Source organism: Polaribacter vadi, from assembly GCF_001761365.1.
Classification (GTDB): domain Bacteria; phylum Bacteroidota; class Bacteroidia; order Flavobacteriales; family Flavobacteriaceae; genus Polaribacter; species Polaribacter vadi.
Genome location: NZ_CP017477.1, coordinates 1,530,144 through 1,546,013 on the forward strand (window position 1 = coordinate 1,530,144; position 15,870 = coordinate 1,546,013).

The following is a 15,870-nucleotide window of genomic DNA, read 5'->3' on the forward strand; positions in this document are numbered from 1 at the left end:
GTTTTCTAAAGTAGAAATGGCAAAATTCGTTGAAAATACTATTCAAAATCAGAATTCAAAAAAACAAAAGTAGGATTCATTTCTCTTATCAGTACTAATTTCTTTTCACGTCTCCATTTTTTTAATTCTTTCTCTCTTGCAATTGCCAATTGAATCCAATTATACTTTTCATAATAAATTAGAAACTCAATATTATATTTAGCTGCAAATGTTTTCTTCTTTTGTAAAATATTATTTTTATGTTTTAGTAAACGAACTTTCAAGTTATTGGTTACACCTATATAAAATGTAGAACGATATTTATTTGTAATTATATATACATAATATGTATGTATGAAAACCTTTTTGTGGATTTAGCATTTTTTCTTAAAGATAAGAAAAATTCATAACAGTTTTCATTAAGATTAATAAAGCAGTTTTAAAAAAACTTCTCTATTTCCACAAAAGTTGTCACTTCGACTTTTAGAGAAGTCACAGAAAGAGCTAACGTAGAGTTTAGCAAGTTTATGAGATTTCTCCTAGCGTCGAAATGACAAAATTGGGTAGGAAATAAAAAAGCATTTGTGAAACTTTCTTAAAATCACATAAAATAATCGTGTAAAAAAACCCCATTACAGTTGTCACTTCGACTTTAGGAGAAGTCATATAAAGAAGCTAACTTAAAGTTTAGCAAGTTTATAAGGTTTCTCATAAAGTCTAAAACTAGGACTTCTCCAAAACTTTGCGCCTTCGCGTCTTTGCGAGATTTTATTTACAACTCAGAATCAAAAAATTACAATTCGGTATGTTATTTGTTTTAATTCGTTAAAAACATTAGATATTTGAATCGTCAAAGAAAAACACACTAATAAAGTAATACTTATGAAAAACTTAATTTTTACAATCGTAATTATTTTAACCAGCATTTTAGGCACAAACGCACAAGAAGAAACTTTTAATTTAACTGTAAATATTTCTGGTTTAAATTCAGATAAAGGAACTTTATTAATTGGCGTTTATAACAAAAAAGAGGACTTCTTACATAAACAATTTAAAGGTGATATATCAAAAATAGAAAATAAAAAATCTGTCGTAATTTTTAAAAACCTACCAAAAGGAGAGTATGCAGTTTCATTTGTACATGATGAAAATGATAACAAAAAAATGGACACTAACTTTTTAGGAATTCCTAAGGAAGATTATGGCTGTTCTAACAATGCAACTGGTTTTATGGGACCTCCAAAATATGAGGATGCAAAATTTATGTTAGAAGAAAACAAATCTATCCATATTAAAATTTAAAAAATTACATCAACTTAAAACGAACTATAATGAAAAAATCTATCTTACTTATCGCACTTTTAATTGCAGGAATTGCAACTGCTCAATCTAAATATCAAACAGGAATGCAAAAAGCATTTGGTCTTTGGGAAGAAGGAAAAATGACAGAAGCTTCTCAACTTTTTGAGAGAATCTCTAAAGCTGAACCAACAAAATGGAAACCTGCTTATTATGCAGCAACTGTAGAAATTTTAGGAAGTTTTGGTCTAAAAGATGAAACTGTTTTAACTACAAAATTAACCAAAGCTCAAGAATTTTTAGATGTTGCTAAATCGAATTCAGAAAATAATCCTGAAATACTAATTACACAAGCTTTACTAAACACAGGATATATTGCTTTTGATGGTCAAAAATATGGAATGACATTATCTGGAAAAAACAGCCAATTATATGCACAAGCATTAGCAATTGCACCAAACAACCCAAGAGTAATTCTAGGAAATGCAGAATGGAATATGGGAATGGCTAGTTTTTTCGGAAAATCTACACAACCTTATTGTGATGAAATTAAAAGAGCTATTGAACTAGGAAAAGAAGAAAAAATCGAAGAAGAGTTCTATCCAAAATTCATGGTTTCTAGAGCAGAAAATGTTTTAAAAGGATGTGAGAAATAATATTCATTTGGCAGTCTACAGTATGCAGTTGGCAGTCGCAGTTTTCAGTAATCACTGTTAACTGCTACTGCAAACTGCCACTGAATTCTACTTATTTCAAAATTTTATCAATTAAATCTTGTTTCGCTCTTTCATCATCACCAAAAAGCCATTGCAACACATTATCTTCCCAAATTTGTCCTTTTTCGGTTTCTGTTATTATATTTTCTTTGACAGCTAAATCTAAAATTTTTCCTGGATAAGAAGATTGTTTGTCATTTTCCATTTCTCCTAAAGGATAAGGATCATCTAACCCCATTAAAACTTGATTTGTTCCTTGTCTTTTAAACATCAATTTTAAAGAATCTGTATCGTGAACCAACGTATCAAAAAAGATGTTTTTATGACCAATTGCTTTTCTTGGATGCGTTTTGCCTTCAAATAAATCTGGTCTTCCATCAAAACCTTGAATTCTTCTACCTAAATTCATTTGTGCCAATTGACCTCCATGTGCAAAACACGTTCTAATATTTTTAAAACGTTCTTGCATTCCATTTAAAGTATAAAAATGATACGCATCTCCACATTGAGCCAACATCCAAATTAAGTGAAAACGCCAATTGGTATTTTCTAATTTTATCATTTTATCTCCATCATAAGGATGAATTTCAATGGCTAATTTATACTTGTCTGCTAATTCAAAAATTCGATCATTTTCTTCATCAAAAACACATCTCCATTGTCCAATAGAATCCATAAAATGTGTTGGTAAACACAAAACTTTTAATCCTAATTCTTCTACACAACGTTTCATTTCATCTAAAGCACCATAAATAAAACCTGGATGCACCACAAAACCACACGTAAATTTAGAAGGATGATTTTTTTGCACTTTAGCATTAAAATCGTTCTGAAAACGCAACGCTTTTTTCATTTCCTCTAAACGCAAACCATTTCCATACAATTGAGATAAATTTAAAACAACTGCATGATCTAGCTTGTTTTTTTCCATCCAAAGTAATTTCTCATCTAAGAAAAAACTAGAATGTGTTACAGGTCTACTCCAATCTTTTTGTAGCATATGTTTGCGTTCATCATCTACCCAGAAAATTTCTTTTTCCTTCATAAATTGAGGAATTTCCTCAGGATAAGGTAATAAATGTGAATGTCCGTTAATTCGTAGTTTGCGAGTCATTATTAAAGATTAAAAAAATGAAAATTTAAAGATTACAAAAATAATAGATACTGAATACTGCTACTGTTTACTGATTACCTTTTTAGGTGCTTCCATAAATTCTCCACAATTATCACAAGTACATTTTTCTACGTCAGAATAAAAGGTTTCAAATATTTTTTGCATGTCTGTTTCTATATTTTCTACAGAAAATTCTTCTCTATACAATTGATTTTCGCAATTTTCACAATACCATTCTAAAGCATCCATCATATTTTTAGAACGTGGATATTCTATCACCAAACCAACCGTATTTTCTTTTCTTTGAGGCGAATGTGGCACTTTACCTGGTAATAAATAAATATCACCTTCCTTAATTTCTACATCAATTTGTTTTCCTTTTTCATCGATGATTTTTAAAATCATGTCTCCTTCTAATTGATAGAAAAACTCTGGAGTTTCATTATAGTGATAATCTTTTCTATTGTTTGGTCCACCCACAACCATCACAATATATTCGCCATTTTTCCAAACTTGTTTATTACCAACTGGTGGTTTTAGTAAATGACGATGTTCATCAATCCACTTTTTAAAATTTATTGGTTGTACTAGATTACTCATAATTTTTAGATTTTTTTGATGATTTTGATTCAAGAATCAAGACCTAAAATTACTGAAATTTATTTTTAAAGACTCTTTATGTTGGCTTTTTTTAATGCATTTTGCAAACAAGTTTAGCCCTGATTGAACGACTTGTTTGAGCTCTTTTTGCCTTTTTCAGGCAAAAAAGCGAGTAGTGAAAGCAGGAAACAGCTTCTAATAAGACTATAAACTTTTTGTTCTTCCACCATCTACAGGTAAATTAATTCCATTGATATAACTTGCTTGCTCACTTGCTAAAAAAGCAATTGCAGCTGCAGTTTCTTCTGGTTTTGCGAAACGTTTTGCTGGCACATAACTTTTCATAATTTGCTCCATTTCTGCTTCTGTTGTGTTGCTTTTTTGTGCTTTTACCTTAATAATTTGGTCTAAACGTGCTGTATTTGTAAAACCTGGCAATACATTATTAACGGTAATTTGAAATTCTGCCAGCTCTGAAGCCAATGTTTTTGACCAATTACCAACTGCATTTCTAATGGTGTTAGAAACGCCCAAACCTGGAATTGGCTCTTTTACAGAAGTAGAAATTACGTTGATAATTCTACCAAATTTCTCGTTTTTCATAAAAGGAACCACTGCTTGCACCAAAATTTGATTGCAAATAATATGCATTTGAAAAGCATTTATCAACTCTGTAGAAGTTGCCGAAAGCAAATCGCCACTTTTTGGACCTCCAGTATTATTTATCAAAATATGGAATTTCAAATCTGAATTTTCTATAACCTCTTTTAATTCTTCTGGTTTTGAAAAATCTGCAATTAAATAATGATGATTTTGTGTTCCGTTATTTTTTAATTCCGATAAAACTGCTTTAAGTTTTTCTTCATTTCTAGCCAATAAAGTTACGTTTGCACCTTCTTCTGCCAATAAAATGGCAGTTGCTTTTCCTATTCCTTGTGTACTTCCGCAAACTAATGCGTTTTTGTTGTTTAGTTCTAAATTCATAAGCCCATCCCTAACCCTTCCCAAAGGGAAGGGAATTAATACGTGTTAGTAATTCTCTTTTATTTTGATAATGATATTAAATTTTTCTTTTAAAGACCACAACAGTTTCTTCCCTTTGGGAAGATTAAGATGGGCTTTCAATCATTTCCTTGATTTTAACAGCTTTTTCAAAATGATCTAACTGATGTGTTTCAATCCACCATTTTGCAACTTCCATTAATAACTCTGGATTGTCATTTTTATTTTTAAAAAATGCATAAAAAGACAAACCAACATTCGTTCCTTTTTTCGCAATTTTATCATTACAAACTTGAATAATTTTCTCCTTTATTTCCTTATTCATTTTTCTAATTTAAAGATTGAATTACTCTAAAATCGTAATCAAAAATTTAATCTTTTAACTTTTAAATCTTTCAATATTTTATACAAATATTTTTAGGTTCCGTAAAGAAACGTAACGCTTCAAAACCTCCTTCTCTACCAATTCCAGAATCTTTTTGACCTCCAAAAGGTGTTCTTAAATCTCTTAACATCCAAGTATTTACCCAAACAATTCCTGTATGTAATTGTTTTGCAAATTGCATTGTTCTGTTTAAATTATTTGTCCATAAAGTTGCAGATAAGCCGTATTTTGTATCGTTGGCTAAAGTTAGTGCTTCTTCATCAGTTTTAAAAGACATTATGGTAACAACTGGCCCAAAAATCTCTTCTTGATTCAATCTGCATTTATTGTCTTTAACTTCTATAATTGTAGGTTGTAAATAGTAGCCGTTTTCCGAATTTTCAACCACCACTCTATTCCCTCCAAATAAAATTTCTGTATTTTCTTGTGCTGCAAGATCAATATAACTTTTTACTTTTTCTAGATGTTGTTTAGAAACTAGTGCTCCAATATTTGTGTTTGTTTCTGATGGATTCCCAACTTTTAATTCAGACACTTTTTTGATAAAATCTTTTTTGAATTTCTCATAAATAGTCTCTTCTACAAAAATTCTACTTCCACATAGACAAATTTGCCCTTGATTTGCAAACGAAGAACGAACTGTGGTTTCCAGCATTTTATTATAATCACAATCTGCAAAAATGATGTTTGGATTTTTTCCCCCTAATTCTAAAGATAACTTTTTAAACATTGGTGCAGCAATACTGGCAATATGTGCGCCTGTTTTTGTGCCTCCAGTAAATGAAATGGCTTTAATATTTGGATGCTCTACAATGGCTTGTCCTGTGGATGTTCCTAAACCATGAACAATATTTAAAACGCCTTTTGGTAAACCAGCTTCTGTGCAAATTTCACCTAACAAATAAGCAGTCATTGGTGTAATTTCACTCGGTTTTGCAATTACACAATTGCCTGCTGCTATTGCTGGTGCAATTTTCCAAGTGAATAAATATAAGGGTAAATTCCAAGGAGAAATGCAACCTACAATTCCAAGAGGTTGTCTTAATGTAAAATTAATGGCATTTAACCCAACACTTTCATATGCTTCTGATGAAAACTGTGTAATCGCATTTGCAAAAAACTGAAAATTACTTGCGGCTCTTGGAATATCAACAGCTTTTGCTAAACTGATTGGTTTGCCATTATCTTTTGATTCTGCTGCTGCTAAAAAATCTAACTTTTCTAAAATTAAATCGGCAATTTTTGATAAAATTTTACTGCGTTCTTCTAAAGTTGTAGTAATCCAACTTGGAAATGCTTTTTCAGCAGCTTCAACTGCTTTTTCCACATCTTCTTTTGTTGAGTTTGGAATTTGTCCATACACTTCTCCAATTGCTGGGTTGAAATTATCAATCCACCCATTAGCAATGGGAGGTAAGAATTTTCCATTGATGTAGTTTTTTATGTTCATTTAGCTTTTTTATAAGCAGTAACTTTAATCTCCACCACCAAATCTGGATGTGGCAATTGATGCACAGCAACAGTAGTTCTTGTTGGCCCAGTTTCTTTATCGAAAAACTCTGCATAGGCTTTGTTATATCCTGCAAAATCATTCATATTAACTAAAAATGAAGAAACATCAACTACATCTTTTATACTTGCACCAACTGTTTGTAAATTTTTATCGATATTTTTTAGAACCTCTCTAGTTTGGGTTTCTGCATTCAAATATTTAGTTCCCATTTCATCGATAATATCTACACCTGCAATAGTATTATCTGCTCTTCTAGAACTGGTTCCTGATACAAAAATAAAATCGCCCACAACTTTAACATGTGGATATGCGCCTCTTGGTGTTACTTTACTCATGCTAAAAGCCCATCCTAACCTTCCCAAAGGGAAGGAACTTCAAACTGGGTAAAATTTGAAATTCTTTATTAATATTTATTTTTCAAAAAATCTAATCCTATTTTCTTTACAAAATTGCTCACTCCTTCCCTTTGGAAAGGCTGGAATTGGCTAACTCTAACAACTTTAATGTGGTTCTTAGATTTCTTGTTGTTGCAATTACTTGTAACTTTTTTTCTAATACATTATTAGAAATCTTTGTTTTTGCAAATGTTGATGGACAGTTTAAATAAACGACATCTCCATTTATTTTATATTGATCTTCACCAATATTTTTGATTTCAATTTCTTTTATTTCTGATGCTCTATCTAAAAACGTAAATGCTACTATTTTTTCATTATTTAATGGAAAAGGATAATTTTCAATCGTTTTTTTTAACTCGGCAATTGTTCTTACAATTACTGGAATATCAAAACCAAATTTTTCTTTAATTCCCTTTTTTATTTTTTGACAAATTTCTTTTTTTGAAAAAGTTGATTCTAAAATAATATTTCCACTTTGGATATAGGTTTGCACATTTTGAAACTCTAAATCATCTAATAAAGTACGCAAAGCTACCATCGGAATTTTATTTTTTCCTGATACATTTATTCCACGAAGCAAAACAATATAGGCCTCTCCTAACCTCTCCAAAGGAGAGAAACTCTCATTCTTACGGTTTTCCTTTTTCTTCATTTTATTAACGGTACTGAATATCTAACTTTCACAAACTTACTCACTCCTTCCCTTTGGGAAGGTTGGGATGGGCTATTACATCCCTGCTATTTTATCTTCTTCTAAAATGGTGTTTGTTTCTAAAATAACTCTTTCTAAAATAACTACCAATTCATCTTTTGTCATCTCTAAATGCGTGTGTACCTCATCTCCAGAAATTAAATTCAACAAAGCTTTATCTTGTGCTCTACCTCTTTTCATGGCTTCATAATAACCAATATTTTCGTTGAAAGTTACCAAAGAATATTTTGAAAAATATTGATTTGGAAATGTCTTTTCTAAATCCATTTCTATCTTTCTTTTTTCTTTAAATATAGGGTTTGCAACATGATCTCGCATTTCGTAAAAATTATCGATCGCTAAATCTGCAATGGCATCTGTATCGTGTTTTCGTGCTTTTTGATAGGCTTTAAAAACGGCATTCCAATCTCCTAAATCTTGATTTAAAATCTCATCAAAAACTACAACATCTTCAAAAGAAGCATTCATTCCTTGTCCGTAAAAAGGCACAATTGCGTGTGAGGAATCGCCCATTAACAATGTTTTATTTTGATAAAACCAAGGGGAACATTTTATAGTTCCTAAAGGTCCTGTTGGGTTGTTTGTAAATTCTTCTAAAATATTGGGAATTAAAGTCAAAGCATCAGGAAATTCTTTTTCGAAAAACTTGGTTATTTTTTCTTCGGATGTTAAATTCTCGAAATTAAATTCGCCTTCATTATAACTTAAAAATAACGTAACTGTAAAACTGCCATCCATATTTGGTAGGGCAATTAACATAAAATCGCCTCTTGGCCAAATATGTAAATGAGCGTTACTAATTTGATGTTTTCCACTTTTATCAGCAGGAATTTCTAACTCTTTATATCCGTGATTTAAATAATTTTGAGAATAACTAAATAAAAATTTACGTTCAGAAACGTAGCTTTTCCTCAAAGAGGAACCTGCTCCATCCGTTCCGAAAATTACATCAGCATTTATAGAAAATTCTTTTTTGGTTTTATAATCTTTAAAATGTGCAATTGTATTTTCGATATCAACATTTTTACATTTTTTATTAAAATGAATGTTTACATTTTCATGTTTTTCTGCTTCATCTAATAAAATTGCGTTTAAATCTCCTCTAGAAATTGAATTGATAAACTCATTTTCACGTCCAGAATAATTAGAAGAAAACGTATTTCCTTTTGTATCGTGCATTAATCGTCCATACATAGGTATGCAGATTTCTCTTGCTTTTTCTTCCATTCCACATAATCGTAAAGCCTTTAAACCTCTGTCTGATAATGCCAAATTGATGGATCTTCCTGCAGAAATATCTGTAGTTCTTAAATCGGGTCTGCTTTCGTACACCTCAACTTTGTAACCTCTTTGTGCGAGTCTCAAAGCCAGCAAACTTCCACATAAACCTGCTCCAATTATTAGTATATTATCTTTTTATTCATCTTTAATATTAACAAATTTATCTACTGATATTCCTTCACCTAACTTTTTAATCGTAGTTTCTAATTTTAGATTATTAAAATCTTTTAATATTTCTTCTGATTTTTCTGGATGTAAAATCTTATATAAGCTTTCATCCTGAAAAGATTGTCCGAATTTTTCAATTATCGTTTTATAAGCCACAACACCAACTTCCTCTTTAGTTATAAAAAATTTCTTAAATCTTTTTGAAATTGACACATAATCAGTTTTAGGTAAAACAAATGGCATTCCTTCTGTCCAAATACATATAGTTTTAACCTCTGATGATTTATTAAGTTTCAAATAAAATATATTTGGAACAAAATATTCTTCTCCCAACTTCTTCTGCAAATCATCTTTCTGTAAGCAATATTCCCAAATATAATTTGAGTTTTTTTCTGATAAATAATTAAGATTTAACTCTTTATAATAAGATTTTGAAATCTTTAAATTTGATGTTTCCCAATCTTTTAAAATCTCATTATCTTTATATTTTTGAGGAATACAGTCACCTTGAGGATTTAAAATATATAAATCAAAAAAATCTACAAAATCACTCACAAAAGGAAATGCTTCTTTTCCAAAAAACTGAGGTCTCATAAAATTAATATTAAAAGAAAAATTAGTATCCTCAAAACTTTCATCTATTTCATCGAATAATATTTCTTCAGTATTTGGATGATTATAATCAAAAGAAAAATAAACAGCTGTAGCATCATTTTGATAATAAAACTGATCTTCATTATCAGAAATAATATTTTTCTGTTTTTTTAAATACCTTTCTATTTCAATCTTATCTACTTTTTTATCTTTTTTCTTATAAAAATATAAATCGTAACTCATTTATTTCTATTTACTTTTTTTACAACAAACCTTTTAAAATCGAAATCATCGTATAAATATCCTCAAACGAATTATACATAGGTACAGGTGCACATCTAATCACATCTGGTTCTCGCCAATCTGTAATGATGTTATTTTCAGTCAGTTTTTTATGCAAACTTTTATCTGCATTTTTTACTTGAATCGATAATTGGCAACCTCTTTCTTTCGGATTTTTTGGAGTGATGATTTTAATGTCATCAGAATTAATTTCGTTGATTAAAAACTCAAAATATCCTGTTAGTTTTTCTGATTTTTCTCTTAAATTTTCAAAACCAACCTCATCAAATAAATCTAAAGATGCTTTAATGGCTGCCATTGATAATATTGGTGGATTTGACAATTGCCAACCTTCTGCTCCTTCCATCACATCAAAAGGTTGTCTCATATTAAAACGAGTTGCTTTGTTATGATTCCACCAACCTGCAAAACGTGGTAACTCCTTATTTTTTGAATGTTTTTCGTGCACAAATAATCCTGCCAAACTTCCTGGTCCAGAATTTAAATATTTATACGTACACCAAGCTGCAAAATCTACATTCGAATCGTGTAAATTTGGTTGAATATTTCCTGCTCCATGAGCTAAATCAATCCCAACAATACAGTTTTTTGAATGACCAATTGCTGCAATTTTTTTAATATCTAAAAACTGACCTGTGTAATAATTTACGCCTCCAATTAATAAGAGTGCAATTTCATCTCCTTGCGTAGCAACGATTTCTTCTAAATCTTCAATATATAATAATTCTTCTCCTTTTCTTGGTTTCCATTCAATAATGTCATCTTCAGAAAAACCGTGAAATTTTAATTGACTTTGCACTGCATATCTATCTGAAGGAAATGCGTCAGACTCAATTACAATTTTATATTTTGTTTTTGTAGGTCTGTAAAAACTCACCATTAACAAGTGCAAATTTGTTGTAAGTGTATTCATCACAACAACTTCAATGGGTTTTGCTCCCACAATTTTTGCCATTTTATCTGTTAAAAATTCATGGTAATTTAACCACGGATTTTTTGCCTCAAAATGACCTTCCACACCTAAATTTGCCCAGTCTTTTAATTCTTGATTGATGTATTCTTTGGTTGCTTTTGGCTGTAAACCCAATGAGTTTCCTGTAAAATATAACCAATCATTTCCATCTTTATCTTTGGGAATATGAAACTGATTTCGCAAATGAGCGAGTTTATCTTCTTTGTCTAATTGTTGCGCAAATGCTAAAGTTTTTTTAAATTTCATCAATAGTAAATAGGATTATTCTCAAATATAAAACAATTGCCATTCTGAACGAATTTTTTGCTTAAATAAATTGCTATCTTTATTTTTTTTAAATTTTAAAAGATATTAAATGAAATTGTTTAAAAATTTACTGCTTTTATTTGTTTTTATCTGTTTGTCTTGCAACAATAATTCGCTCTTAGTTACAGGTTTAAAAGGTGTAAATGAAAGTATTAAAAAAGAATATGCTCCAGATAAAAGAGTGGCTATTTATGATATTGAGTTAGATTATTATGACAATAAAATTGTGGTAAGTGGTGAGACTGATTCCAAAATTGGTTACCAAAAATTATTAGACAGTTTAAAAAGTTTGGATATCGATTTTATAAACAAAATTAGAATTTTACCTGACACAGTTATTGGGAATGATAAGTTTGCGATCGCCAATAATTCTGTAATAAATATACGTTCTGAACCTAAACATTCTGCTGAATTAGGCACACAGGGTTTGTTAGGAATGCCTTTAAAAATATTAGATAAAAATGGTGATTTTTATAGAATTCAAACGCCAGATAAGTATATTTCCTGGGTTGATAAAGGTGGGATTCATAGAATGAATAAAGGTGAGTTTGATGCCTGGAACAATCGTAAAAAAGTAATCTTTACCAAAAATTTTGGATATGTATATGCTGATACAAGTGAAAATTCTGAAATTATTTCTGATATAACTTTAGGTGGAATTTTAAAGTTTATAGGAATTAGCAACAACTTTTTTGAAGTTGAATATCCTGATAAAAGAACAGGTTTTATAAAAAGAGCGGAAGCTGTAAACTACGAATCTTGGTTAATCAATTTAGTTGCATCTCAAGAAAATATAGAAAAATCTGCAAAATCGATGATAGGTTTTCCTTATTTATGGGGAGGAACTTCTAGTAAAGGAATGGATTGCAGTGGTTTTACGAAAATGGTTTATTTAATGAACGGTTTTGTAATTCCTAGAGATGCTTCTCAACAAATTAATGCTGGTAAAATTGTAGATAATAAATTGGATTTTGCTGATTTACAAAAAGGAGATTTGCTTTTTTTCGGAACAAAAGCCGAAGAAAACAAAAAGCAAAAAGTGGTTCATGTTGGCATTTGGTTAGGCAATGAAAAGATGGAATTTATTCACTCTTCTGGAAATATACATATATCTTCTATGGATGAAACTCAACCTAATTTTGATGAAATGAATAAAAACAGGTATTTAGGAAGTAGACGTTATTTAGGGGTAAAGGATAAGAATATTATTGATTTGAAAGCTAAATTGAAGTTGTAAAAAGGAAAGTTATGAAATTTTTAAAAGTTGCTTTTATTCTCATATTTTTTTTACTGATTTCTTGCAATGACAATTCTCAAGACTTGAAAAGAGTTAAGTTGATTTATTCCATTTTAAAAGTTGAATATGCTCCAGATAAAAATACTGAATTGTTTGATATTGAATTTAATACTAAAAATGATAAATTAGTATTAACAGGAGAAGTTACTACACTTTCAGGATATTATAAAATTAAAAATAGTTTATCTCATAAACATATAAAATACAAAAACAAAGTACGTGTTTTACCAGATTCTGCTGTTGGTAGCAATTGGTTTGGTGTCGTAAAAAAACCAGTAATTAATACAAGAAATCAACCAAAAATTTCTGCTAAGTTAGCAAATCAAGCTTTGTTGGGTATGCCATTAAAAGTAATTGATAAAAAAGGTGATTTTTACAGAATACAAACACCTGACAAATACATTTCTTGGGTTGCTAAAGAGGATATTATTAACATGAATAAGGTTGACTTTACAGAATGGAATCAATCAAAAAAAGTAATATTTATTGAAAAACATGGTTTCGTTTATAGTGATAAAGATTTCAAAGAAACTGTTTCCGAAATTACCTTAGGCAGTATTTTAAAGTTGGTTTCTAATCATGAAAAATATTATGAAGTTGAATATCCTGATAAGAAAAAAGGATTTTTGTTGAAAAACGAAGCTTTTCCTTACGATATATGGTTGAAAAACTTAGCTTCTAATGACTTAATGAAAGGAAGGCAGCACAATATTGAAAATGTTGCAAAATCATTATTAGAATCTCCTTATTTATTGAATGGAGCATCAACTAAAGGAATGGATGCTAGTGGTTTTGTGAAAATGGTTTATTTAATGAATGGTTTTATAATTCCAAAAAACATAGAACAACAAATAAAAGTTGGCAAAACTGTAGATAAAAATCTTGATTTTACTGAATTAGATAAAGGAGATTTGTTATTTTTTGGTGAAAAAGCTATTGAAGAAAAGCAAAAAACTGCAAGCCATGTTGGCATTTGGTTAGGAAATGATAAACAAGAGTTTATTCACATCTCTGAAAATACTCGCATATCTTCTATGGACGAAAAACAACCAAACTATGACCAATTTAATAAAAATAGGTATTTAAAAAGCAAAAGATATTTGGGTGTTAATGACAATAATATTATTGATTTGAAGAATTATAGCATTGACAAGAAAACCATAAGCAGGTTTTACCCTTTATATAAAGTCAAGTCAAACAAAATATTTTAAAATAAATACACAAAAAAACCTCACAAATTTTAAAATTTGTGAGGTTTTATCATTTTATAAAAAAAGTCCTAATATAACACTCTAAACTTAATAGTGCCTTCTACATTTCGTAATTTATCAAGTACTTCTTTATTGTATTCTTTATCCAAATCTGTAATTACATAGCCAACCTTAGGATCTGTAGATAAATACTGACCTGTAATATTTAAATCATATTTAGCTAAAATCTTGTTGATTTTTGCCATAATTCCTGGCACATTTTTATGGATGTGTAAAAATCTGTGCGCATTTACTTGTCTTGGCAAACGAATATTTGGAAAGTTTACAGCATCAACCGTATTTCCTGAATTTATATATGCCATAATTTTTCCAGGCACAAAATCTGCAATATCTCTCTGCGCTTCTTCTGTACTTCCTCCAACATGAGGTGTTAAAATAACATTAGGCAAGCCTTGTAACTCTGTATGGAATTCACCATTTTTTCTTGGTTCTTCTGGATATACATCTACAGCAGCTCCTGCTAACTTTCCACTTTTTAAAGCAGCCACTAAAGCAGGAATATCAACTACAAAACCACGTGAAAGATTTACCAAATGAGCACCATCTTTCATTTGAGAAATTTCTGTTTCTCCAATAAAATTTTTGTTCGCTGAATTGTCATCAATATGCAAAGTAACCACATCAGAAATTGCTAATAAATCTGATAGTTTACTCACTTTTGTTGCGTTTCCTAAAGCCAAAGTATCTTCTACATCATAATAATAAACATCCATTCCTAAAGCTTCTGCCAAAATAGAAAGTTGCTTACCAATATTTCCATACCCTACAATTCCCAGTTTTTTACCACGAACTTCTCTAGAACCATCTGCAGTTTTTTGCCACTGACCATTATGTATTTCTGTACTTCTTTGAAAAACAGAACGCATTAACATAATAATTTCGCCAATTGCCAATTCAACTACAGAACGTGTATTGCTATAAGGTGCATTAAATACAACAACACCATTTTCTTTACACGCTTCTAAATCGATTTGTTTGGTACCAATACAAAATGCACTAACTACCATTAATCTTTCTGCAGCTTCCACCACTTTTCTGGTAACATTTGTTTTAGAACGGATTCCTAAAACATGTACATCTTTTATTTTTTCTATCAATTCGTCTTCAGACAAACTTTTAGAAACCGTTTCTACAGAAAAACCATCTGTAGACAACTTTTTAAAAGCATCTGGATGTACGTTTTCTAATAATAATATTTTAATTCTATTTTTCGGATAAGAGATATTTCTTGTCAAATCGTTTATGTATAAAAATTCGTCTAAATTTGGGGTAATATGGTCTGCGTTTTCTGTCGTTTTATTTCTGGAAACATTTTCTGTATATGCAAAAAACTTGTCTGCAACACCTGCTTCTCGAGTTACATAATCGCTATAACCATCGCCAATTACTTGTATTTCTCCATCAAGCTGCATGTCTTTTAAACACTTAATTTTTCCATTGTGTTGAGAAAGTGGATTGTTGGCATCAAAACCAATAATTTTTCCATCTGTTGCAAACTCAAATGTATTTGCATACACTCTTTCTGAAGGAATATTATATTCCTTAACAATTGGGTCTATAAATTCTTTAAATCCACAGGAAATTACATAAATATCATCTGCATAGTTTTGAAAAAATTCTTTATTTCTTTCTATGGATGATGACACTTGCATTTTTAAATCTGATACTAATTTTGCTAGATCAGCTTTGTTTGCATTTAGTAGTTTAATTCTTCTTTCTAAGGATTCTGTAAAAGAGATTTCGCCATCAATTCCTAAATTGGTAATGTCGATGATTTCTTGGATAATCTCCTCTTTTTTAGGATTGTTTTTTAGTGTGATTTCTGCTAAAACATCTAAAGCCTCCACACGTGTTAAAGTGCTATCAAAATCGAAAACATAATTTCTTTTTGTAGTAATCATTGCTATAATTCTTGGTTGAATTTAAGTCTGTAAAGCTACAAATATAGAAGGGATTTAA

Annotated in this window: 16 protein-coding genes; 4 read left to right on the top strand and 12 right to left on the bottom strand. The window is 30.0% G+C overall.

Annotated elements, in window-relative coordinates:
- Positions 1 to 38 precede the first annotated feature (38 nt).
- On the bottom strand, positions 39 to 353 hold the full coding sequence (locus tag LPB03_RS06840; RefSeq protein WP_065318629.1) for a GIY-YIG nuclease family protein: 315 nt from the start codon (positions 351 to 353) through the stop codon (positions 39 to 41).
- Positions 354 to 861: 508 nt separating this feature from the next.
- On the opposite strand from LPB03_RS06840, the gene LPB03_RS06845 reads away from it, so the two are divergent.
- Together LPB03_RS06845 and LPB03_RS06850 are read left to right on the top strand one after the other, a co-directional pair.
- Positions 862 to 1,281 (top strand): DUF2141 domain-containing protein, encoded by a 420-nt coding sequence (locus tag LPB03_RS06845; protein ID WP_065318628.1) that lies wholly within the window; start codon positions 862 to 864, stop codon positions 1,279 to 1,281.
- Between the two features lie 29 nt (positions 1,282 to 1,310).
- Positions 1,311 to 1,934 carry a hypothetical protein gene (locus LPB03_RS06850; protein ID WP_065318627.1) on the top strand — a complete coding sequence of 208 codons (624 nt, stop codon included), beginning with the start codon at positions 1,311 to 1,313 and terminating at the stop codon, positions 1,932 to 1,934.
- A 91-nt stretch (positions 1,935 to 2,025) separates the two neighbouring features.
- Here LPB03_RS06850 and LPB03_RS06855 read toward each other — a convergent pair whose 3' ends face one another.
- From LPB03_RS06855 to kynU, 10 genes are all read right to left on the bottom strand, one after another.
- A complete protein-coding gene (locus LPB03_RS06855; RefSeq protein WP_065318626.1) occupies positions 2,026 to 3,108 on the bottom strand; it encodes an amidohydrolase family protein in 1,083 nt (360 codons plus the stop codon).
- A gap of 60 nt (positions 3,109 to 3,168) precedes the next feature.
- Positions 3,169 to 3,708, bottom strand: coding sequence for a 3-hydroxyanthranilate 3,4-dioxygenase (locus LPB03_RS06860; RefSeq protein ID WP_065318625.1), 540 nt, complete (start codon positions 3,706 to 3,708; stop codon positions 3,169 to 3,171).
- A gap of 204 nt (positions 3,709 to 3,912) precedes the next feature.
- Positions 3,913 to 4,692, bottom strand: coding sequence for an SDR family oxidoreductase (locus tag LPB03_RS06865; RefSeq protein WP_065318624.1), 780 nt, complete (start codon positions 4,690 to 4,692; stop codon positions 3,913 to 3,915).
- Positions 4,693 to 4,816: 124 nt separating this feature from the next.
- Positions 4,817 to 5,035, bottom strand: a complete 219-nt coding sequence (locus LPB03_RS06870) for a DUF6500 family protein (protein WP_065318623.1) — start codon at positions 5,033 to 5,035, stop codon at positions 4,817 to 4,819.
- Between the two features lie 70 nt (positions 5,036 to 5,105).
- Entirely contained in the window at positions 5,106 to 6,545 is a 1,440-nt protein-coding gene (locus LPB03_RS06875; RefSeq protein ID WP_065318622.1) for an aldehyde dehydrogenase, read from the bottom strand.
- Complete coding sequence (locus LPB03_RS06880; RefSeq protein WP_065318621.1) at positions 6,542 to 6,943, bottom strand: RidA family protein; 402 nt, start codon at positions 6,941 to 6,943, stop codon at positions 6,542 to 6,544. The genes LPB03_RS06875 and LPB03_RS06880 overlap by 4 nt, the downstream gene beginning before the upstream one ends.
- Positions 6,944 to 7,061: 118 nt before the next feature.
- Positions 7,062 to 7,658: a DUF1697 domain-containing protein gene (locus LPB03_RS06885; RefSeq protein WP_065318620.1), complete on the bottom strand. Its 597-nt coding sequence runs from the start codon at positions 7,656 to 7,658 to the stop codon at positions 7,062 to 7,064.
- Between the two features lie 75 nt (positions 7,659 to 7,733).
- A complete protein-coding gene (locus LPB03_RS06890; RefSeq protein WP_070239018.1) occupies positions 7,734 to 9,125 on the bottom strand; it encodes an FAD-dependent oxidoreductase in 1,392 nt (463 codons plus the stop codon).
- Positions 9,126 to 9,134: 9 nt separating this feature from the next.
- Positions 9,135 to 10,004, bottom strand: coding sequence for a hypothetical protein (locus LPB03_RS06895; protein WP_065318618.1), 870 nt, complete (start codon positions 10,002 to 10,004; stop codon positions 9,135 to 9,137).
- Between the two features lie 19 nt (positions 10,005 to 10,023).
- The gene (kynU, locus tag LPB03_RS06900; protein ID WP_065318617.1) at positions 10,024 to 11,283 is read right to left on the bottom strand and encodes a kynureninase; all 1,260 of its coding nucleotides are present in this window, start codon (positions 11,281 to 11,283) and stop codon (positions 10,024 to 10,026) included.
- Between the two features lie 109 nt (positions 11,284 to 11,392).
- Here kynU and LPB03_RS06905 point away from each other — a divergent pair, with 109 nt between their 5' ends.
- Both LPB03_RS06905 and LPB03_RS06910 read left to right on the top strand, forming a co-directional pair.
- Positions 11,393 to 12,580 carry an SH3 domain-containing C40 family peptidase gene (locus LPB03_RS06905; protein WP_065318616.1) on the top strand — a complete coding sequence of 396 codons (1,188 nt, stop codon included), beginning with the start codon at positions 11,393 to 11,395 and terminating at the stop codon, positions 12,578 to 12,580.
- Between the two features lie 11 nt (positions 12,581 to 12,591).
- The gene (locus tag LPB03_RS06910) at positions 12,592 to 13,851 is read left to right on the top strand and encodes a C40 family peptidase (protein ID WP_065318615.1); all 1,260 of its coding nucleotides are present in this window, start codon (positions 12,592 to 12,594) and stop codon (positions 13,849 to 13,851) included.
- Between the two features lie 68 nt (positions 13,852 to 13,919).
- Here LPB03_RS06910 and serA read toward each other — a convergent pair whose 3' ends face one another.
- The gene (gene serA / locus LPB03_RS06915) at positions 13,920 to 15,812 is read right to left on the bottom strand and encodes a phosphoglycerate dehydrogenase (protein WP_065318614.1); all 1,893 of its coding nucleotides are present in this window, start codon (positions 15,810 to 15,812) and stop codon (positions 13,920 to 13,922) included.
- Between the last annotated feature and the right edge of the window lie 58 nt (positions 15,813 to 15,870).